The organism is Nostoc sp., from assembly GCF_041747015.1.
Lineage (GTDB): Bacteria > Cyanobacteriota > Cyanobacteriia > Cyanobacteriales > Nostocaceae > Nostoc.
Genome location: NZ_JBGTFY010000207.1, coordinates 1 through 21,971, shown reverse-complemented (window position 1 = coordinate 21,971; position 21,971 = coordinate 1). Strand labels below are relative to the sequence as shown.

At 43.7% G+C, this 21,971-nt stretch carries 14 protein-coding genes; 10 read left to right on the top strand and 4 right to left on the bottom strand.

Annotation, left to right across the window (positions count from 1 at the left end):
• Nucleotides 1–223 precede the first annotated feature (223 nt).
• A complete protein-coding gene (locus ACEW80_RS17165) occupies nucleotides 224–922 on the bottom strand; it encodes a polysaccharide deacetylase family protein (protein ID WP_373527750.1) in 699 nt (232 codons plus the stop codon).
• A gap of 251 nt (nucleotides 923–1,173) precedes the next feature.
• The gene (locus tag ACEW80_RS17160) at nucleotides 1,174–3,258 is read right to left on the bottom strand and encodes a TonB-dependent receptor plug domain-containing protein (RefSeq protein WP_373527749.1); all 2,085 of its coding nucleotides are present in this window, start codon (nucleotides 3,256–3,258) and stop codon (nucleotides 1,174–1,176) included.
• Between the two features lie 425 nt (nucleotides 3,259–3,683).
• On the opposite strand from ACEW80_RS17160, the gene ACEW80_RS17155 reads away from it, so the two are divergent.
• Together ACEW80_RS17155 and ACEW80_RS17150 are read left to right on the top strand one after the other, a co-directional pair.
• Nucleotides 3,684–4,511: an RnfABCDGE type electron transport complex subunit D gene (locus ACEW80_RS17155; RefSeq protein WP_373527748.1), complete on the top strand. Its 828-nt coding sequence runs from the start codon at nucleotides 3,684–3,686 to the stop codon at nucleotides 4,509–4,511.
• 47 nt (nucleotides 4,512–4,558) lie between these two features.
• Nucleotides 4,559–5,938, top strand: a complete 1,380-nt coding sequence (locus ACEW80_RS17150) for a DUF2330 domain-containing protein (protein WP_373527769.1) — start codon at nucleotides 4,559–4,561, stop codon at nucleotides 5,936–5,938.
• Nucleotides 5,939–6,104: 166 nt separating this feature from the next.
• Here ACEW80_RS17150 and ACEW80_RS17145 read toward each other — a convergent pair whose 3' ends face one another.
• The gene (locus ACEW80_RS17145) at nucleotides 6,105–7,793 is read right to left on the bottom strand and encodes a SulP family inorganic anion transporter (protein ID WP_373527747.1); all 1,689 of its coding nucleotides are present in this window, start codon (nucleotides 7,791–7,793) and stop codon (nucleotides 6,105–6,107) included.
• A gap of 304 nt (nucleotides 7,794–8,097) precedes the next feature.
• Here ACEW80_RS17145 and ACEW80_RS17140 point away from each other — a divergent pair, with 304 nt between their 5' ends.
• The 5 genes from ACEW80_RS17140 (at nucleotide 8,098) to ACEW80_RS17120 (ending at nucleotide 16,383) form a co-directional block, all read left to right on the top strand.
• Nucleotides 8,098–8,748 (top strand): sigma-70 family RNA polymerase sigma factor, encoded by a 651-nt coding sequence (locus tag ACEW80_RS17140; RefSeq protein WP_373527746.1) that lies wholly within the window; start codon nucleotides 8,098–8,100, stop codon nucleotides 8,746–8,748.
• A 317-nt stretch (nucleotides 8,749–9,065) separates the two neighbouring features.
• The gene (locus ACEW80_RS17135; RefSeq protein WP_373527768.1) at nucleotides 9,066–11,768 is read left to right on the top strand and encodes a CHAT domain-containing protein; all 2,703 of its coding nucleotides are present in this window, start codon (nucleotides 9,066–9,068) and stop codon (nucleotides 11,766–11,768) included.
• Nucleotides 11,769–12,032: 264 nt separating this feature from the next.
• On the top strand, nucleotides 12,033–13,001 hold the full coding sequence (locus ACEW80_RS17130) for a DUF1822 family protein (RefSeq protein ID WP_373527745.1): 969 nt from the start codon (nucleotides 12,033–12,035) through the stop codon (nucleotides 12,999–13,001).
• Between the two features lie 183 nt (nucleotides 13,002–13,184).
• Nucleotides 13,185–15,515, top strand: a complete 2,331-nt coding sequence (locus tag ACEW80_RS17125; RefSeq protein ID WP_373527767.1) for a CHASE2 domain-containing protein — start codon at nucleotides 13,185–13,187, stop codon at nucleotides 15,513–15,515.
• Between the two features lie 37 nt (nucleotides 15,516–15,552).
• A complete protein-coding gene (locus ACEW80_RS17120) occupies nucleotides 15,553–16,383 on the top strand; it encodes a DUF928 domain-containing protein (RefSeq protein WP_373527744.1) in 831 nt (276 codons plus the stop codon).
• Between the two features lie 264 nt (nucleotides 16,384–16,647).
• On the opposite strand, the gene ACEW80_RS17115 is transcribed toward ACEW80_RS17120, so the two are convergent.
• Nucleotides 16,648–18,756, bottom strand: a complete 2,109-nt coding sequence (locus ACEW80_RS17115; RefSeq protein ID WP_373527743.1) for a M3 family metallopeptidase — start codon at nucleotides 18,754–18,756, stop codon at nucleotides 16,648–16,650.
• Between the two features lie 298 nt (nucleotides 18,757–19,054).
• On the opposite strand from ACEW80_RS17115, the gene ACEW80_RS17110 reads away from it, so the two are divergent.
• From ACEW80_RS17110 to ACEW80_RS17100, 3 genes are all read left to right on the top strand, one after another.
• Complete coding sequence (locus ACEW80_RS17110) at nucleotides 19,055–19,903, top strand: helix-turn-helix transcriptional regulator (RefSeq protein WP_373527742.1); 849 nt, start codon at nucleotides 19,055–19,057, stop codon at nucleotides 19,901–19,903.
• Between the two features lie 206 nt (nucleotides 19,904–20,109).
• Nucleotides 20,110–20,574 (top strand): hypothetical protein, encoded by a 465-nt coding sequence (locus ACEW80_RS17105; protein ID WP_373527741.1) that lies wholly within the window; start codon nucleotides 20,110–20,112, stop codon nucleotides 20,572–20,574.
• Between the two features lie 241 nt (nucleotides 20,575–20,815).
• On the top strand, nucleotides 20,816–21,763 hold the full coding sequence (locus tag ACEW80_RS17100) for a hypothetical protein (protein ID WP_373527740.1): 948 nt from the start codon (nucleotides 20,816–20,818) through the stop codon (nucleotides 21,761–21,763).
• Nucleotides 21,764–21,971: the final 208 nt, after the last annotated feature.

Below are 21,971 nucleotides of genomic sequence, written 5' to 3'. Positions count from 1 at the left end.
TCTGCTAAACCTTATTATGAAGCAGGGATAGATAAAGCTACACTCTTAGGTCTTAAAATCTCTCGTCGACTAAAATCTGATAGCCGTTGGCGGGGCGATTGGTCATGTTGCAGTAGCTGCGATCGCCATTAATTCCCCGATCATAATATCGGATTATACTTTTGCTACGTGTAGCTGCCGTGTGCGAGGCGATGCAATATTCACGAGCAGCATAAATCAAAAATCAAGACGGTAGTACTTTCAGATGGTTGGTCTTAGCTTGCTGCCATAGAGTATCAATAGTCACAAACTCATAACTTTGTTGTAGCAGTTGCGGAATCAGGATTTGGATTGTGGCAGCAACATCTTCTCCACCGTAAGCACCATCATGTAAAACAATCAGCGAACCATTTTTGACCTGCTGCACAATTCGCTGTACCACAGTCGTAACGCCTGGTCGCACCCAGTCTTCTGGTACAACACTCCACATCACTGGACGGTAATTCCACTGAAATAATAATTTTAAAGTAGCAGGTATGAATAAACCATTAGGAGGGCGAACATCCCGCACTTTTTCAGGTTGCAGGTTGCAGGCATTGGAGATGGCAGCTTGAGTTTTTTCTAAACTGTCCTTCAGATCATTTGGAGAAAGCATCGGAAAAGAGCGATGATCGTAGCCATGTAATCCGATCCAGTGGCCGCGATCGCTCACGGCTTTAGCGATCGCTGGTGAACGGTTGACGCAAACACCCAACCAAAAAAAACTGGCTGTAATATTGTAGCGGTCTAACACTGCCAAAACTTCGGGTGTGTATTGCGGATGGGGTCCATCATCAAACGTTAAGGCGATCGCTTTAGAATTGCGATCGCCGCACCAAAGGCAATTGGGAAAACTCGGCTGGAGAATTCGGTAGAAAAGTGGGAACAGGGGAGCTAGCTGCATTTTGCGTTTATCTGCTGCTGATAAATTTTTCTAGGTGTTGCTTGTGAAACTGCGATGTCTGCGACGGGTTACGCCTCAATACTTTTCGGATAAGCCTAATAATCTCTCTTTTGGCCTCTTAATTGGTTAAAGGATAAGGGGTAAAGGTAAATTCAAACCCTTTCCCCCTTCCCCCAAAAAGGGCGTTGCATAATAAAGGGATGAATTGAAGTATTATACTATGCAATGCTCAAAATCTCTACATTTAACACCTAAAAACTGGAGTTTAAACCCACACGAAAAGTGAATCCAGGGCTATATATGCGATTAACTCGCTCATATTGCTCACCGAGTAAATTTTCTAAGTAAACTGTCAGTCCTAAATTTCTAGTTAAAGGTATGCGACCGCTCAAATCTAAATTAACGAAAGACGGTGCAAAATCTGTAGTCCTGTCACCAGGGTTAGTAAAAAAGGCTCTGCGAGTGCCACTATTGTAAGTGACATATAAGTTAGCCTGCCAACCCGCATTTTGATAACCTACACCAGTTTGGAGTACAGAGTAGGGAATAAAACTTAACTGTAAACCTCTTTCTGAGCCTGTTTTTATTTGGGAATCTGTATAAGTATAGTTGAGGAAAGTTGACCAACCAGCCGCAATTCTTAATTGCAAAGCTGCTTCTAAACCATTAGTCTCTACCAGTCCAATGTTTTCCCATCTTCCATTTATAACTCCCAAGCGATCGCCTATACTACTACCAAAGTAAGTAAACTGTCCAATCAAATTTTCAGAAAAATTAACATCCACTCCCGCAGTCCAAGTAGAGCCAATTTCTGGTCTTAAATCAGCATTAGGGTCCCAACCGTGAACTGTATCATAAACATACAATTGATCTAACCCAGGATTGCGTTGTCCTCCTGCCCAACTTCCACGCACTGCTACTATTGGTGTGATGGCATAACGTAACCCAGCACTAGGGTTGAGATAATTACCAAACTGGCTGTCAAAGCTTTGCCTTAGCCCTAAATCTATCAGAAAATTATCGCTAATATTCAAAGTATTGACAGCAAATAAAGCTGTATTGACCAAACTCCGATCTTCAGTTTCATTTTGAGCAATGCTAATAGGATTTGTACTCAAAACATCACCGATTAAGTCGGTGTTTTTCAAGTCTAAACCCCAGCGCAGTTTATTATTGGAAGTAACTTTCCACTCATGATCTACTCTAGCTGTGAGTTGTTGTGTATCTAAAGAACCTCTACGATAAAATGATGCTCCTGTAGGGCCATAAGTGCTAAAGTAATCTTGGTTATAACCAATTGAAGTTGTCAGATTGGAGCTTTCCCCATTACCTAACCGAGTTTTCCAAGATAAGCCAACATTTAAACCATCGTGGTCTAATCTATCTCTTTGGAGAGGGAACCCGAAATAAATTAAGCCGCGACGACTGCTGAGTGTAGTAACATCTAAATTCAAAGAGTTTTTCTGATCTAAATCTAGTCCAATGCTACCAAAGTAGGTACTTGTAGCTGTGTCTGCATTTGAGAAAAACCCCTGACTATCACGATTTGCTGCACCTACAGGCACGCGGTAACGGTTATCTGTAAAGAATCTTTCAAAGCTGAAGTTATACTTGACATTATTAGATGAACCACCATAAGTCACTTGTTGATTATTTAAACTTAATGAGCCAAATTCGGCGCTACCACTCAATTTAGGTTTACCGTAACCTTGCTTGGTAATGATATTCACAACTCCCCCAAAAGCTGAGGAACCGTACAAAGCTGAGGCTGTTCCGCTATATAATTCCACTCGCTCAATAGTTTCTACAGGAATACTATTTAAGTCAGTTCCACCATGATAAATGTTGACATTATTGTTAATTGGTCTGCCATTAATCAGAAATACAGATTGATTAATTGAGGCTCCCCGGTAATATGTACCTGTATGAATATCTGCTCCATGACCTACGTCATTGATCGCAAAACCAGGCATTTTTTTCAAAATATCGGCTAAATTTGTAGCGCCCTGCTTTTGAATTTCTTCTTGATCAATAACGTAAGTTGGTGTAGATTCGGGTAGGTTATCTGGTTCTGCGATCGCTTCTATAGAAATGTCTGGCTCATCAGTGATATCTGGCTGAGTTTCTAGATTAACTTCACTCGGTGCAGATTGTTGAGTTAATAATTCGGCATTAGTGGCGGGTAGCTCGATTTCACTCAAACTCGGAATATCTGAAATAACTTCGGTTGATTTATCAGCATTTCTCTGCTTAATTTCACTCTCAGCAGCAAAGCCAGGAAACGCTATCAGTAAACTCGGCAAAGCAATTGTTAGCAGCAAAAAATCTTTTTTCACGTTCTCTTTGACACCAAGTAAAAACAGTCACTACGTGGTATTTTTGCTGTAATAGTAAATTTACGTCAAAAGACACGCTGTCATATTTCTAGAATTAAAGATCCCCCTTAGTCCACGCCACTTGCTCCATTTGGGGAGACCCCATCGCTTTTAGCGTCTCCCCTTCTCCCAAAGGGAGAGGCTAACGCCAAGGGAGAAGACGGCAGTGGCTCCCCTTAAAAAGGGGGAAATAGAGCTATTCTTAGCCCCCCCTTTTTAAGGGGGGTTGGGGGGATCAAGTCTTATCCGAACCGTATTGCTAGTAGAGCTATATAGGACTCCGAACTGCTCTATTTTGTAACAAAATTTGTAACAGCAACATTATTTGAGTTAGCACTCGTTTAGATTGATGACAAATCTACGGGTAATCCCTGAATGAAAGAGTAATGTTGCTCAAAGATATACGAGATTATCAAATTCTATTTCTGGGCTTGTTCTTAGTCTTGGGAATCGGTACGCGAGATTGGACGCTGCGACCAGAGTTAATTGTAGTAGCGATCGCCACTTGTCTTGTAACTCAATGGATATTTTCATTAGTTACTAGCAAAGAACAAATCCTCAATCTTCGCAGTGCTTTAATTACATCTTTGGGACTGGGCCTGCTGTTACGAGCTGATCACTGGACGACAATGGCAATAGCCGCAGCAATTGCGATCGCTAGCAAATTTATCTTCAAATTCGGCGATAAACATTTCTTCAATCCCGCCAATTTTGGCATCATATCTGCCTTGATTCTCACCCCCGATGCTTGGGTTTCGCCGGGACAATGGGGTGAAGAGTGGTGGTATGGGCTATTATTTGTCGGGACTGGCGGCATGATTTTGCAGCGCATTGGTCGTTGGGACACCACAGCAGCATTTTTGGGTACTTACTCCCTACTAGAAGCGATTCGCAACCTTTGGCTGGGTTGGACTTGGGATGTTTACTGGCACCGATTGATGAGTGGGTCTTTGCTGCTGTTCGCTCTATTTATGATTACAGATCCGCGATCGATTCCTAATTCTCGAATTGGGCGGGTAGTTTGGGCAATGTGCATTGCCGGATTAACTTTTATCCTGCGAAATTATTTCTTTATTTCCACCGCCGTCTTCTGGGCGCTGTTTGCTCTTGCACCATTGACCATTTTGTTAGATGTTCTCTGGTCAGCCCCGTGGTTTTCTTGGCAAAGAGGAGATGAGGGAGATAATTCTTCACTCCTAACTTCTAACTTCTAACTCCTAACTCAGCACTCATGACTCAGCACTCAGCACTCATTAATAAAATGAAGATTTTTCGACTTTTAACGCCATTATTGTTGGCAATTGTAGCTGTTTTGTGCTTTGCACCCGCAGCTTGGGCATTTTGTGGATTTTATGTAGCCAAAGCTGATACAAAATTGTATAACAAAGCTTCTCAGGTAGTGCTAGCGCGAAAAGGCGATCGCACTGTCATGACAATGGCAAACGACTTTCAAGGCGAAGTCAAAGATTTTGCCATAGTAATACCTGTGCCAACGGTGCTGCAAAAAGAGCAAGTTCGTGTGACCCAAACCAAGATTATCGAACGCTTGGATGCTTTTAGTGCGCCGCGATTGGTAGAATATTTTGATCCAGATCCTTGTGCTTCAGCTTACAGCGATAACTTACCACAATCCGCACCAGCGCCATCAGCAGAGAAAAGAGAGGCGGGGAGAGCAAGAGGCGATCGCAGTTTGGGTGTGACAGTCGAAGCCCGTTTTAACGTCGGCGAATACGACATTTTGATCCTCAGCGCTAAAGAATCTGGCGGACTAGAAACTTGGCTTAAACGCAATGGCTACAAAATCCCCAGAGGAGCGAAACAGTTACTTCAACCTTACATTCGCTCCTCAATGAAATTCTTTGTTGCCAAAGTCAACTTAGATAAATTCGAGGAATCTGGCTATCAGTTCCTTCGTCCGCTACAAATTTCCTACAAGTCACCTAAATTCATGCTGCCAATTCGTTTGGGTATGATCAATGCCACTACAGAGCAAGATTTGATTGTCTACATCCTCTCGCCCCAAGGACAGGCAGAAATCACTAACTACCGCACCGTGAAAATCCCCTCCGATGCAAACATTCCCTTATTTGTCAAAGATGAATTTAGTGAATTCTACAAATCCATGTTTCAAACTGTTTACACCAAAGAAAACAGGAAAGTTGGTTTTTTGGAATACGCTTGGGACATGGGCAGTTGTGATCCTTGTTCTGCCGATCCTCTAACCCCAGAGGAACTCAAGGAAGCAGGTGTATTTTGGTTAAATGATAATTCTCCAAGTAATGTGCCAGTACGCCCCGGCTTTCGTGGTTCCTTTCCCAGCAGTAGCGTCTTTATTTCCCGGCTACACGTCCGTTACACCCGCGACAAATTCCCTGAAGACTTGATATTTCAACAAACTGCTAATAGTGAATCTTTCCAAGGGCGTTATGTTTTGCAACATCCCTTCCAAGGGGAACTTAAATGTCAGGCGGGTAGAGAATATAAACGGTCTTTACCCAAGCGTTTTGAACAAGAGGCGCAAACTCTGGCTAAACTAACCAACTGGAAAATCCAAGACATTCGTAACAAAATGAACCTGAGTGTTGGTAATCTGACATATTCTTGGTGGGAAACTTTCTTGTCCTGGCTGGGATTAAATTGAGGAGGGTGGGGAGCGGGGACAAGCATTAGACTTCTTACAAAAGTCGTAATTTTAGACTTTTTCTCCGCGCCTCTGCGCCTCTGCGTGAGAAAAACAAATATTTATTCAAGAGGTCTATTGTCCAGACTGGTTTTTACGTTTTTGCTCTCTTAATAGCAAAATAGTGTCAGTCATTTAATTCCATCAATTCTTTTGTTTTAAAATCAGCTACTACAGGTTGAGAACATCCTGCAATCTGAGGAGAGATTGAGCAAATCGCATCTGTTGTTGTTTCAAAACAATTTGATAACCCAATTGTTTTTAACAATCCTGAACGTTCTAATAATTGTTTGACTTCGGGTTGTAAAGCTGTGAGAATTAAACGGCAATTGTGCCGTTCCAAGTCGTGGTAAATATCCTCTAAGGCTACTAACCCAGTTGTGTCCATATTTGGCACATACCGCAACCGTAGAATTAAATATTTCACTTCTGGTTCATCGCGGAGGAAGGTAGCAAACCGTTCAGCAGCACCAAAAAATACGGGGCCATCTACTCGATAAACAGCAATTTCTTTGCCTAATTCTAAAGGAGTACCAGGGGGAAACACTTCGGTTTCAGGTACTTTAACTAGGCTTAATTCGCTCATTCGTTTGATAAACAAGGCTCCGGCTGCAATCAATCCCACTTCAACAGCGAGAACTAAATCAAACAAGATTGTCACTAACCAAGTCAGAATCATCACAGCAAAGTCGGAGTAGGTAGCACGCATCAATAAACCAATGCCTTCCCATTCAATCATCCGCACGCTAACCACCATCAAAATACCAGCAAGTGCTGCTAAAGGAATCTGCGCCGCTAGGGGTGCTAAAGTTAAGACAATAACGGCTAAGGCAACGCCGTGAATTACCCCAGACAGTCGGGTTTTACCGCCAGAACGGACATTAACAGCAGTACGAGCGATCGCACCTGTTGCCGGGATGCCACCAAAAAATGGGACAATAATATTTGCTAACCCTTGACCAATCAACTCGCGATCGCTATTGTGTTTCTCGCTCACAGTCATCCCATCAGCCACCACTGCCGATAGCAACGATTCAATACTTCCCAGTGCTGCCAAAGCCAAAGCTGGATTAATTAGTTCTCGAATCAAGCTAAAATCATTCCAGTGAGGAATACCTTGGGGCATCGGTAAAGATTGCGGAATAGCTCCAATGGTTGGTACATCTAGATGAAAATAAGTAGCTATCCCTGTTGCCAACACCAACCCCACCAAAGAGCCTGGTATTGTCCGATTAATCTTAGACCATAAAACCTGGGCTGCAATCACCACCATTACCAACCCAACAGCAGCCCAGTTTAAAGCTTCTGCGTGAGTTATGGTTTGCCAAAGTCCCGGTAAAAAATGTTCGCTACGCGGTAGTTTTAAACCAAAGAAATTATTTAACTGACCACAAAAAATAATAACGGCGATACCATTAGTAAAACCTGCCGTTACTGGATAGGGAATAAACTTCACTAGCTGTCCAAGTTTGGCAATCCCTAAAGCAACCTGGATAATCCCAGCCATCACCCCAGCAATCCAAACTTTCTCAATGCCGTACTTGGCGACAATTCCCACCAAAACCACAGCCATTGCACCTGTCGGCCCTGTAATCTGTACTGGCGAACCCCCAAAAATTGCCGCCACAATTCCTGTCACAATCGCGGTGTAGAGTCCCGCCTTTGGTTCCACACCACTTGCCACTGCAAAGGCTAAAGCCAAAGGTAAGGCTACTACTGCTGCTGTCAATCCTCCCGTCAAATCGCCGCGCAGTTCATGAAACAAGCGGCCTAGACGCAAAACCTGTGGTTTTTCCTGGATATCAGAGATTGCCATATTGTCATTTTCAACTCTCATATACAATTTATTAATCCAAACACAGGTGTTATTCCAATACTGTTCGGATAAGCATTCTTCACCTCTTTTGTAGTCCGGGAAAAGGAGAAAGGCTTGAATTTACCTATTTACCTTTTCCTTTCCCCCTTAACCGAACCGTATTGGGTGTTATTCCATCCTTTCCAATATCCCATGCCCCATTCCCTTTAAAAAAAGATCCAGCATCTTGAGGAAAGGTAATTTTTAGGGTGTTGTTATGGGCAATACTAAGATATTCTTGCTTTCTTCGCCAAGATAGATTGTCATGGTTCAATTCGATGAACAGCTACGCTGCTTAGTTACCGAAGCCTGTGGACACCCAATTGGAAGCCCTCAGCGTCAAAAGCTGCTCACGCAAATTATTCGCTTGACAGCAAGTAGACTCTGGAGGGAAAGTGTTCCCTACTATCAAGACGCACTACAACAAACTTGGTTGTATTTCTGCCGCAATGTTTGTGATGGTATGACTGGTCAAACTTATGATCCGACTTATGGCAGTGTCATCACTTGGCTGAATGCTTACCTAAAAAGGAGACTACAAGACTTTTATCTTGACCAGAACCGGGAACAAGCCACAACAGTCCCTCTTAGGGTTCGTCAGTCTACATCGGGTGGAACAAGTGAAGCGATTGATCCTGTAGATAACCTTCCAGCTAACCCCCAAGTACCTCCCATTTTAGAAGACTTGGAGACATGGGTACAAACAGACTCGGAAGGGGAACTATGCCGAACTTATATTAAAGGCCGTCCCGACGTAAATTGTCAGGTGTTAATTCTCAAACGCCTACCCCCGGAAGTTAGCTGGAGAGAGTTGTCTGAGGAATTTGGGTTGTCAATTCCGACATTAAGCAGTTTTTATCAGCGCCAATGTCTACCGCGCTTGCGTAAATTTGCTCAATTGGAGGGATTGTTATAAGAATGTATGTTGATTTTTGATCGTCTCCATGCTTGTCAGCATTTGTTGTGATCGCTTTTCAACTAGACTTTGCTGATAAAATTACTATATTTTTCCAATCATAGTAAATAAGATTGTGGAAGCTCAAGGATAGGTCATGGATGCAAATGGTAACATTACCCTGGTAGCCCAAACGCCGATATTTAATCCTGTGCGTTCCTGGTTATCACTTATTCTTTGTCATACTTATGACTAAAAAAACTAGGATTTTGGGTTGTAGTCTCTGGCGTCCAAAAGGTAAATTTTTTTACGCCTTTGGAGTTCGCCAATTCCTCACCATGTTAGCTCACTTTGTCCGTTTGCCTTTGTACTTTCTGATAGCTTTGCTGTGCGTTCTCGGTTCACCTGTACTAGCAAAAGTTCCTGGCGCAATTAATCCCCCATCCCAACTGCCAATTAATAATGTTATATCGCCGACTGTGGTCGCTGATCCCGCCTCACTACTAGAACAAGGCAAAGTTTTATACAATTCTGGAAATTTTGCTAAGGCGGTAGAAGTGTTGCAACAGGCTGTCCGGGCGTATAAGCACACTTCTCTACGAGACGCTGCGCGAACGCCATTGATCAGTGAACAGCAAGGGGAGAGTCTAACACTAGCAGCAACCCTAAGTAATCTTTCCTTGGCTTACCAGCAACTCGGTGCATGGAGTCAGGCGCAGCAGGCAATTACAGAAAGCTTGAATTTGCTTCAATCACCGGATAAAAATCAAAATCGGCAAATATTTGCCCAAACACTAGATATTCAAGGTCGTCTACAACTGTCAATGGGACAGTCCGAGGCGGCTTTAGCAACTTGGCGGCAGACAGAAAAAATTTACAGGCAAGTAGATAATAAAAGCGGTGTGGTGCGATCGCTAATTAATCAAGCCCAGGCTTGGCGAAGCCAAGGATTTTATCCTCGTGCTGTCAAAACCCTCGATCAGGTAAGTCAGACGTTAAAATCTCAACCAGATTCCAGAGAAAAAACAGTGAGTTTGCGATCGCTCGGTGATGCCCTTTTAGTGTTGGGCAATTTGCCAAAATCACGCCAGGTACTAGAAGAAAGTCTGACAATTGCTCAAAATCTGCAATCAAGCCCTGATATTGGAGCTAGTCTGTTTAGCCTGGGGAATAATGCTCGTAAACAACTAGAAAAGTCACAGGCGATCGCCTATTATCAACAAGCAGTTGCAGCATCTCCCTCACCCCTAATAAAAGTTCAAGCGCAACTGAATCACCTGGGACTACTCATTGAAGATCAACAATGGGCAAAGGTTCAAACTATCTTACCGTTGATTGAGTCCCAACTCGACCAACTCCCCCTCAGCCGTTCCAGCATCTACGCTCAAGTTAATTTTTCACAAAGCTTGACTAAAGTTAAAAGTGGTGTATTGCAAGCATCCAGTCAAAATTCTTTCTCCCCACTCCCCACTCCCCACTCCCCACTCCCCACTCAGCACTCAGCACTCTTATTCGCAAAAGCCATTGAGCAATCCCGCAGTTTAGGTGACAAGCGCACAGAAGCCTATGCTTTGAAGAGTTTAGGCGGTTTGTACGAAGAAAGCAAACAGTGGTCAGAGGCGCAAGACCTTACCCGACAAGGATTAGCTTTGGCACAGAGCAGCAATGCACCAGAAATTACCTATACCTTAGAATGGCAGCTAGGTAGATTACTTTGGGCACAAAAAGATCTAAATGGGGCGATCGCGGCGTATGATGCGGCTGTAGAAACTCTCCAGTCTCTCCGTAGAGATTTAGTAGTTAATAAAGATGTACTTAACCAGGATGTCCAATTCAACTTTCGGGACAGCGTAGAACCCGTCTACCGCCAGTCAGTAGAGTTACTGCTGAAATCCCAAGAAGGAAAACCAGATCAAAAAATATTGGAGAAAGTCCGCCAGCGAATTGAAGCACTCCAACTAGCAGAATTGGACGACTTTTTCCGGGAAGCTTGTCTGCAAGGTAACAGAGTAGCCCTAGATCAAGTAGTAGACCGAGATAATCCCACAGCTGCCATCCTTTATCCGATTATTCTTCAAAATGAACTCCAGGTAATTGTTAAAATTCCCAAACAACCCCTGCAAAACTACACTACTCAGATTTCCCACACAGAAGTAGAGAAACTCTTAGTAGAACTGCGAAAAAATCTTGTTAATCCCACCGCTACCAAAGCCGTCCAAACCCAGGCGCACCAAGTTTATAACTGGCTGCTCAAACCCATTGAGTCACAATTACAAAAAAGTGGTGTTAATACCTTAGTGTTCGTCCTGGATGGCCCGTTACGCAATTTACCAATGGCAGCTCTTTACGATGGTAAGCAATATTTGGTAGAGAAATATGCGATCGCCCTGAGTGTAGGTCTGCAACTCCTCGACCCTAAACCGCTAGTACAACAGCAGTTAAAAGCATTAACGGCAGGACTAACTCAACCCCCGCTAAAGTTTTCCAAGTTTGCACCGTTGCTTGCCATCAAATCTGAATTCGACGGCATTACTAAAGCCGGAGTCTCAACAACTAGCCTATTGGATAGTGATTTCAAGAAAAAGAATTTAGAGAGTGAAATTGGTGCTGCTTCATTTAACATAGTGCATTTGGCAACCCACGGTCAGTTTAGTTCCCGCCTTGAAGACACGTTTATTTTAGATTTCGATGGTCAAATCAACGTCAAGGATTTTGATACTCTCTTCCGCAGTCAGGGTAAAACCATAGTAGAACTATTAGTTTTGAGTGCTTGTCAGACAGCAACAGGAGACAGCCGTGCAGCACTCGGTCTAGCAGGAGCAGCTGTCCGATCTGGGGCACGCAGTACCATCGCTTCCCTGTGGCAAATTGATGATAAATCGACGGCGATGTTTGTTAGTGTCTTCTATAAAGAACTCAAAAGTGGCAAAATCAGCAAAGCTGAAGCTGTCCACCGCGCCCAGCTTCATCTCCTGAAACATCCCAACTATCAAGCACCAAGCTTTTGGTCTGCTTATGTGTTGATTGGTAACTGGTTGTGATTTGCGAATTGGGCATTGGTGTCAACTTAAGGCCAAACCCCTTTAAAACCTCGTTCACGAGTATCAAAGACTCGTCAGCGAGTATCAAAGACTCATCAGCGAGTATCAAAGACTCATCGGCGAGTATCAAAGACTCATCGGCGAGTATTAAAGACTTATCCCCCTGCCCTCTATTTCTCCAGTATTAAATCTCAATTTTGTGGCATAAATTTAATGAATGCGAACGATATGTACATAGCAGCATTGATCCCTAGAGATTGACTTATGAATAACTCCACCTATCAGCTAGACGATTTCGCTTTAACATTGCCGATTTCCCAAACAGCTCGCATAACTGCCCAGCAATTTGCTAATCAGCAGCCAAATCCTGAAAAAGCAGAGCAAGTCCGGCTGAATACGCTGGCTGTATGGGTGGTGAATGACTACCTGGAAATGATGGATATTCCTACTAACCTCGAAGCTAGTGACAGCTGGAACCCCATCATGCGCCTTTGTGCGAATATCGCTGACTTAGAGATACCCTCAGTTGGTCGTCTGGAATGTCGTCCTGTGTGGAAGCATCACCAAATATGTTCCATTCCTCCAGAAACATGGGAAGAACGGGTGGGTTATTTAGTAGTTCAATTTGATGAATCGCTCCAAGAAGCTCGGCTACTTGGTTTTATCCCTAGTGTCGCAACTGAAACACTGCCTTTAGAGCAACTGCAACCGTTGGAAACGTTTATCGACCACTTAGGGCAACTGCGCCAATCCCCACTTACCTCATTAGTGAATTTGAGTCAGTGGTTTACTGGTATATTTGAGACGGGCTGGCAGACTATTGAATCCTTGTGGAACGTGCCGGAACTCAGACCAGCTTATGCCTTTCGCAGTGCTAAGACTGTGGAACTAAATGCCCTTAACCTCCCAGAATCAATTACCAAACGTGCAAAACTGATTGATTTGGGTATCCAAATTCTCAACCAACCCGTCATGTTGATTGTAGAAATCAGCCCTGAAAAAAATGAACAAACTAGTATTCATCTGCAATTGCACGCCACTGGGAATCAAATCTACTTGCCGTCGGGAATCCATCTCACCGTTCTAGATAGTTCGGGTGCAGTATTTCTAAATGCTCAATCTAGAAAATTAGACAATTACATTCAGTTACAGTTTCGTGGTGAACCCACAGAGCAATTTAGCGTTAGGGTAGCCTTGAATGATACCAGTATTACCGAACATTTTAGGATTTGAAACATCTAGCTATCTTCCTTCTTCGTCGCTAACTTATTAAGTGGTAATTGATTAATTAAAAATTAAAAATTAAAAATTTAACCCGGCTTTTGGGGATTGGGAAAAAAGTCTGTAAACGCTCGTGGAGCTTGTTGTCAGATATTAGAACAGGGCGTGATTTTGCATAGGGAGATAGCGACGGTGATGGGTAAGTTAGTGGTTCTGAAATTCGGAGAGGGTAGTTTTGAGCAGGGGTTTGCTGTTACCCTCCAAATTGGGGAAGAACATGAGCGTCCTACAACAGAAATTGCGGGGAAGCTACCCGCATTCCCCGAAATGCCTTTGTACTATAGTCATTGGCAGTCTAGTTATCGGCAGATAGGCAATCGTTATCGTCTCTATGCTGACCAAATGCAGGTGACGAATGTATCAATGATCCAAGACTGCGAAAACACTTCCCATATTTTGCGGGCACGCTTTAATACCTGGCTGCGATCTGATGAATTTCGCCCTTTAAGGGAAAAATGGTTAGAAAGATTGTCGTCCACGGAAGAAATACGGGTAATTTTGCAAACAGAAAATAGCCAATTGCAGATGTTACCCTGGCATCTGTGGGACTTATTGGAACGCTACCCCAAGGCTGAAATCGCTCTTTCTTCACCATCCTACGATCGCATTCACAAGTCACGCATTCTAAATCCATTAGTCAACATTTTAGCGATCGTCGGCAATAGTCAGGGAATTGACACCCAGGCTGATCAAGCTTTGCTGCAACAGTGTAGTAATGCAGAGGTCAGTTTTTTGGTAGAACCAAAACGTCAGGAATTGACTGAACATCTCTGGGAAAAAAACTGGGATATTCTCTTCTTTGCCGGACACAGTTCCAGTCAGGGAAATGGAGAATGCGGACGAATTTACCTAAATAAAACTGATAGCCTCACCATTGGCGAGTTAAAGTATGCTCTCAAAAAAGCCATTGGAAACGGCTTGCAACTAGCTATATTCAACTCCTGTGATGGATTGGGATTGGCGCGAGAACTCGCTGATTTGCAAATCCCTCAAATAATTGTCATGCGCGAACCTGTCCCAGATCAGGTTGCGAAGGAGTTCTTAAAGTATTTTCTCCAAGGTTTTGCCGGTGGCGAATCTTTATATCAAGCGGTACGCCAAGCGCGGGAACGGTTGCAAGGGCTTGAGGATCGATTTCCCTGTGCGACTTGGCTACCAGTGATTTGCCAAAATCCAGCGCAGATACCACCGACTTGGGATGAATTAAGGTGTGCCAAAAGTGAAGATATACCGAATTTAGCTTTGTCTAAAGGACGTAGATTTCAGATAACTTTGTTCTCTAGCTTGGCGATTACAGCCTTGGTTTGTGGGGTGAGATGGCTGGGATTGCTAGAAAGTCCAGAAATTCAAGCCTTTGATCTGATGATGCGATCGCGTCCTGCCGAGCGAATTGATTCACGCCTGTTAATAATTACAATTGACGATGATGATCTGGCAACTCAAAGACAAAATAACGAATCCTTAATGGGAACTTCCCTTTCGGAAAAATCTCTCAACAAACTACTGGCAAAACTGAATCAATACCAACCTCGTGCGATCGGCTTGGATATCTACCGAGATTTTAAGGCCACAGACAAAAATTTAATTACTCGTCTCCAGCAAACTCAGAACTTGATTGGAATTTGCAAGGGAAGCGATCGCACAGCAAATATTAAAGGTATTAAGGCGCCGCCAGAAATCCCCACGGGAAACCTCGGATTTAGTGACTTTATTCACGATCGCGATGGAGTTATCCGTCGGCATCTCCTGTTCATGAACCAGGAGACGACATCGTTCTGTTCTGCTCCCTACGCATTCAGTGTACAACTAGCCTCCCTCTATCTACGACCTTTAGGAATTCAAACAAAGTTTACCCCTGAAGGGAATTTGCAGTTGGGTAAAACTATTTTTCCGAATCTGAAATCTCGCACCGGCGGCTATCAAAATATTGATGCTAATGGCGGTCAAATCTTACTCAACTACCATTCCCCAAAACAAATAGCCGAGCAGGTGAAGCTAACGCAGTTTTTATCTAGTCCAATTAACGCCAGTGCTATCAAAGACCGGATTGTTCTGATTGGTGTGGTGGCAAAAGGAGATTCGCCAGACACCTGGCCTACACCCTATGGCGCTCCCTTAGATGAACAAATGCCAGGAGTATTAGTACAAGCCCATATGGTCAGCCAGATCCTTAGTGCTGTCCAAGATGGGCGACCATTGCTGCGGGTTTGGTCACTGTGGCTTGAGGTGGTCTGGATATGGGGCTGGTCTTTAGTGGGGGGAGTCCTGGCTTGGCGAAAGCTTTCCTTACCCTGGCTGGCATTGGCAGTCAGTATTACCTCTAGTATTTTGTATGTAGTTTGCTTAAGTCTGTTAATTTCGGGTGCTTGGGTGCCGTTTGTACCGTCGGCTTTGTCGCTGGTAGCGATGGTGGGCTTGATGTCAATTTATGATTCAAAAACAACAATTAAAAATTCAAATACTTAGTATTCAACTAACCCAAAATCTAAAAAGTAAGGTTTTTATGAAATCAAATTTACAACCGATAAAACTGTCTTTAGTAGTAGCTTTTAGCTGTACCAGTTTGCTAGGTAGCCTGACTCCAATACTGGCAAAACCTACCCCTGGTAGTTTACACGATGCCTACGGCGGGCTACGTCTACGCTCTGATTCTAAAACGCTTCTGGCTCAAGCCACAACCTTTAATCAACCCCCACCCCCATCTGGTCCACCTCCTGGAGGTCGCGTTCGTGGTGGAGCTAGGCGAGGCCCTCGTGGATGTCCATTTACTAAACCTGACCTGACTGCTTTAGTGTCCTTTACCGAAGAGAACTCAGTGATTAATGTCTGGGGACAGACAACAGTAGAACACCCAAGTTGGTTTTTCTATGTACCATATACCAAAGATTTGGACTATACAGTTGAATTTGTGCTGCAAGATTTGGACTTGAACGAGGTATACAAAAAAGCGATCGCTCTACCAGATAAACCAGGAGTCATCCGCGTTTCCCTACCTAGCACTGCTCCCGCCTTGGCGCTAAACAAACAATATCGCTGGTTTTTCACTATTAACTGTGACAAGGAAAAGAATTCGCCCCCGACTTTCGTCGAAGGGGTAATACAACGAGTCGAACTGAATCCAGCCACAATCAAAGAGCTAGAAACCACAGAACTTCTAAAGCGCTATGCTATCTATGCCCAAAAGGGGATATGGTACGAGGCACTGACGACTCTAGCTGAACTGCGTCAAAAAAATCCTAAAGATGCAGCACTGAAAGCAGAGTGGCGGAATTTGCTAGGTAGTATTAGCTTGGATGATATTGCAGCAGAACCGATTTTATCGGACAAACCTTAGATTAGGAAACACAAGCCAAGATTTGATAGGTGTAGAGATGTTGCATTATTGCAACCTCTCTACAGAGGTGTTTTTAGTTGACACCAGCACTCTTTACTCAGCACTCAATACTTTTCGGATAAGACTCGATCCCCCCAACCCCCCCTTAAAAAGGGGGGGCTAAGAATGGCTCTATTTCCCCCTTTTTAAGGGGGACTAAGGGGGATCATTAAAGACTGTGTACCTTAACCGAAAAGTATTGACTCAACACTCTTTACTCAGCACTCAGCACTCAGCACTAACTAAACCATTGTGCCTGAGCAAAGCGATCGTACTCGGCTCACGACCCCGGAAAGTTTTAAACACCTCCATTGGATGCTGGCCACCACCAAGTGCCAGTACCGTATCCCGATAACGCCGACCTGTAGCTTTTATCGCTTCTTCATTTTCTAGCCCAACTTCTTCAAAAGCGGCAAAAGCATCAGCGCTTAGTACCTCAGCCCACTTGTAACTATAGTAGCCGGCTGCATAACCACCCTCAAAAATATGTGCAAAAGCACATAACATTGAATCTTCTGGAAGTGGTGGTAAAACGGTAGTACTCTTGGCTATGCGATAACGCACATCCGCCGGAGTTTCGTTACTGCCAGAGCGATAGCGATCGTGTAATTCCAAATCAACACTGCTAAAATGAATCTGCCGCAACATCGTAGTACCACTCATATAATTACGTGCCGCTAGCAGCTTTTGATAATAATGTTCCGGTAGAGCTTCACCAGTTTCGTAATGTTTAGCCATTCCAAACAAAGTGGGTCGCTCATAGCACCAGTTTTCCATAAACTGACTGGGTAGTTCCACTGCATCCCACTCTACGTTATTGATGCCTGCGGCTCCGGTATAGTCAACCTTGGTGAGCATATGATGCAATCCATGACCAAACTCGTGGAACAAAGTTTCTACTTCATAGAAGGTCATCAAACTAGGTTTACCATCTACGGGAGGACTTTGATTACATACCAAATAAGCTACAGGTAAGCGGATGGACGTGACACCATTTTCGGTAATTTTAGCCCGATTGATACACACATCCATCCAAGCACCACCGCGTTTTTCTGCTGGCCGGCTATAGGGGTCTAAGTAGAAGTAGGCAATGGAAGAACCAGTTTTATCAGTAATTTGGAAATAACGGACATCCTCATGCCATACTGGCGCTTGACCATCGGCAGAGGTGACAGTGACACCAAACAGCCGCTTAACTAATCCAAATAAGCCGTCTAACACTTGGGGCAGGGGGAAGTAGGGACGCAATTCTTCAGAGGTAAAGGCAAATTTTGCTTCTCGTTGGCGTTCTGCCCAAAAGCTGATATCCCAGTGTTTGAAATCTTGAGCTTCTGCGGCTCCCTGTTCTGCTGCAAAAGCTTTGAGTTCTTCTAAGTCTTTGACAGCAGCATCATAACTAGCGCCGCGTAGTTCTTCTAACAGGGCGTTGACTGCCTCAACGTTAGGAGCCATTTTACTCGCAAGGCTCAACTGGGCAAAACTCTTAAAACCAAGTAAATCTGCGAGTTCTTGCCGTAACTCTAAAATGCGCTCAATTAAGGGGTTGTTATCTAAATCGCCACCAGAAGCGCGGGTGATATGAGCTTTGTAGAGCTTTTCACGTAAATCTCGACGGGTGCTGTGCTGCATGAAAGGCCCGTAGCTGGGGAAGTCCAAAGTAATCCGCCAAGGGCCATTTTCTGGGGTGGCGTTGCTTTCACCAGCCTCACGAGCGCCTTGAGCAGCTAAACTCACTAAGCTTGGGGGTAAGCCGTCAATTTCCGCTTTTGTTGTCAGGGTTAAGCTGAAGGCTTTAGTGGCATCAAGTACATGGTTAGAGAATTTGGTACAAAGTTCTGCTAACTCCATTTGGATGGCGTTGAACCGCTCTCTTGCCTCTCCCTCTAAGCCAACACCAGAAAGTTGTGCATCTCGAATGGCGGCTTCGACAATGCGCTGTTGGGCTAATTCTAAAGTTGCCCAACTATCACTAACGCGGATTGCCTTAAAAGCATTGTAAATTGGTTGGCTTTGACTAAGCTTGTTGATAAATTGTACGACTTGTGGCTGTACGGTTTCATGAGCTTCGCGCAGTTCCGGGCTATTTTTAACACCCATTAAATGATTCACCACCCCCCAACTCCAGGTAAGCCGTTCTGTAAGCTTTTCTAAAGGTTCCACCAAACCACTCCAAGTAGGCTCTATACTAGCCTCTAAGGTGGTAAGCTGCTGGTTAAGTTCTGTCAGCAACTGATTGAAGGCTGGTACTACTCGTTCTGGTTTAATCTCTGCAAAGGCAGGTAAACCATTGCCTTGGAGTAGGGGGTTGTTAGAAATAATAGTATTTGCACTCATGGTTTTGTGTGAACTGCGGATGAAGAAAAATCAACAATGATTTTTATGTATATATCTTCTAATGTAGCGATCGCTGTGCTAAATAATCTTGACATTCTCGAAAAAAGGCAAAAAAACGAGAATTACTCACAAAATTATGCTGATATTTGTTACTGAAATTCCCATAACTCAACCAAAATCTTCAAGGAAGTAGAAAAATTTGCGCTTTGCAAACCAAGGCATTAGCGATCGCTAATGCCTCTGATAAAAAGTCTTCTATTGGGCGTATCCTGAATGTCGATGAACTCATTAGACTCCGATGAAGGAAGCATGGATTTCTCAGCGCCGCACCCTGCAATTATCTGGATTGACCATCGATCGCCATGTCTCGGAACCGAATGAGCTGGACTTTCTCGGATGCAACGATCATCTGCTTTGCTTTCTGTTAAGCGATCACAATCAACAAAAAATCACCCGTATTGGTGAACAGGAATCAGAAAAATCTCAAATCAAAGGAGATTTCTGGATTTGTCCTGCTAAAACATCAGGGCTTTGGGCATGGGACAGCACTGACGAATCACTAATGTTTGTAATTGACCCACTTTTTTTAAGTCGAACAGCAGCAGAAGTGAGTGGATTAGATGCAAGCCATGTTGAATTACTCAGTACCATAGGTGCACGCGATCCACAGATTGAGGCGATCGCGCACTTGTTTCAGACAGAGCTTGACACCGATAGTATAGGCGGCTCACTTTACACCGAATCGCTGATGCAAGTATTCATTATTCACCTGCTGAGACAATACTGTACACTCAAACCCAAAATTCAGCACATTGGGGAAATGCCTAGACATCGGCTCCAGCCTGTGTTGGATTACATTCACAGCTATTTAGCTCGACCGCTTCATTTAGCTGAACTGGCAGCAGTTGCGGGTATGAGTCAGTATCATTTTTGCCGATTGTTTAAGCAGTCGATGGGTATCGCGCCTTATCAATATGTGCTTCAACAGCGAATGGAAAAAGCAAAGGAACTATTGCACCAAGGGAAACACAAGATCGCAGAAATTTCTCTGCTCGTTGGCTGTGCTGATCAAAGCCGTTTTGCCAAACAATTCAAAAAGCATTTTGGAGTTACACCAGGGTTGTTGCTAAATGAAAAGTTGCCATAATGTACCAAAAATTTACTTGATTCTGCAATCTAGAACTTTGCTATTGGTCGCCCAATAGCAAGAATGACCTCAATCATTCCATAAATTCCGCAAGAAACGCCTATCTTACATCCCATAAATAAAGTAGACTCTGTGAGTAAGTTATACGGTTTAGATAGGCTTAAATTCGTTTTCTTATCCTAATAATTGCACCGAAATATACCAGTATGCATCGAGAAAAACTCGCTAAATGGCTGCTTGTCGCTGCTGCGATTTCAACCCTGACGATTCCGATTGGCGTTGATGCAGTTTTATTGGCAAAGGGTCACATGAACAACCCTGCCTGGTTGCCTCACGCCAAGCTTCACTGTGCCATGTCATTCTTTGCGGCGGCATCGCTAGGAAGTGCAGCCTTAGCAATTTTGAAGGTACGTCCGACGAGTGATCGCTTTTCAATGGGGCTAGCTGCATTTCTCGGCTCTGCATTCTGGATTGGGCTGATTGCTGCCGGATTTTGGCCTGGAACGTCCTATGGCTTTCTCAATGATCCGGTTCTAGGCAATATTCGTGAACCTGAGTTAGGTGGAATTTCGATTTATCCAAATGTTGTAGCGGCTATGATCACCATTGCGATCGCCATCGTGGGCTATTGGTTAACCGCACCGACAGAATTAACCGAGCGATCGCGGTAAAAAATTGTAATTAGAGAGACTCCGAATGAACATTGGCGATCGCTAAAACACATAATTAATGTACTATGTCAAACAGGTAGCTTCTGTGCCAGCCTAAGCCTTGCATTGACTGAGCGTGATAGCTCCTCCTTAGCGAACCAAGAAGGAAGGCTCTATTTTTATGATTTTATTTGGCAACTCATCTTTTTACAAGTAAAATCGAAGACAAGATCAAGGTCAGTAGAAAAGAGTCCCTAAATTAATGAGTACGTTAATCAGTCAGGGTGGAAGAGCTATCACTAAATTTCAGATCGTAGACCGGATAAACGATATCTCTTGGCAAGCTCACCAAGGTAGCGTTGCTGCGATTATTCAACTATTGAACGAAAAGCTAGCCAAGTCTGGTGTCAGAACTAGAGCCATTTTTTCTGATGGTGTCTTACAACTTCTGTGCGAGGCGGCTAGGGTAGAGCAACTTGAGCAATCTTCCCTGGTAGAACAAATCCAGCAAATTCTTGAGTCTATCGCCCCGCGTAACATTCGCCGAGTCAATATCAACAGTCGAATTGTTCGGGAACAACAATTACTTTGGTTAAAGGAAGTATACAGCGATCGCGAGAACCAATTGCTTTGGTCACAGGAAATTACATTAATTCAGCCCAATATTGTAAAGCAACTAATTAAAGATTTCACAGAAGCTCAAGCTGAACTAGGAAAGCCAAATTTCCCTAAAACTCCAGTTTCTCGTCCTTTAGTACTTATTAACAAAGAAAAACCCAAAAACAAATCTCAAACAAAGATATTAGCAGCAGCAGCAGGTTTATGCTCACTGTTATTGCTTGGTTGGATTGTTTATGCTCAGTTAGGTAACAAACTGAAAAACCTAATGCAACTAGAAACTTCCAAATCTTTAACTACAGAAAATACTAACCAGAGGAAAGCCCAGATACCACCTCGTGCTGATAACAATAGCCTTTCTGACCCATTTGGAATATCTGTGCGAATTGCAAACCTTGCTTCTGCATCTGGTAAAACAGCCACAACTTCAACTCAGTGGTTGGAGATAGCTGCTAGATGGCAACGGGCTTCGGATTTAATGGGTACGGTGCCGCAAAAGCACAGCCGCTATCAAGAAGCTAAAATTCGTACTCAGCTATATAAGAAATATAGTGAGGCGGCGCAGAAAGAAGCCGATAAGAGTAAATCTTAGTTTTTTCTTATTGGATGGAAAACTTCGATTACTGAGTTGGTATTCTAGCAATAACAAATGGATTATTTACTTCTATACTTTTGCAGAAATTGACCCAGAAATTAAATTCCTGAGCTAAGTATCAAAAAGTTGCAACTGGTGGTCTAGGCGGCTAAACGAAGAATTTGATCTAGCTCACGTGAGCGTGGCGTCAAGTCCCCTTCAGGAG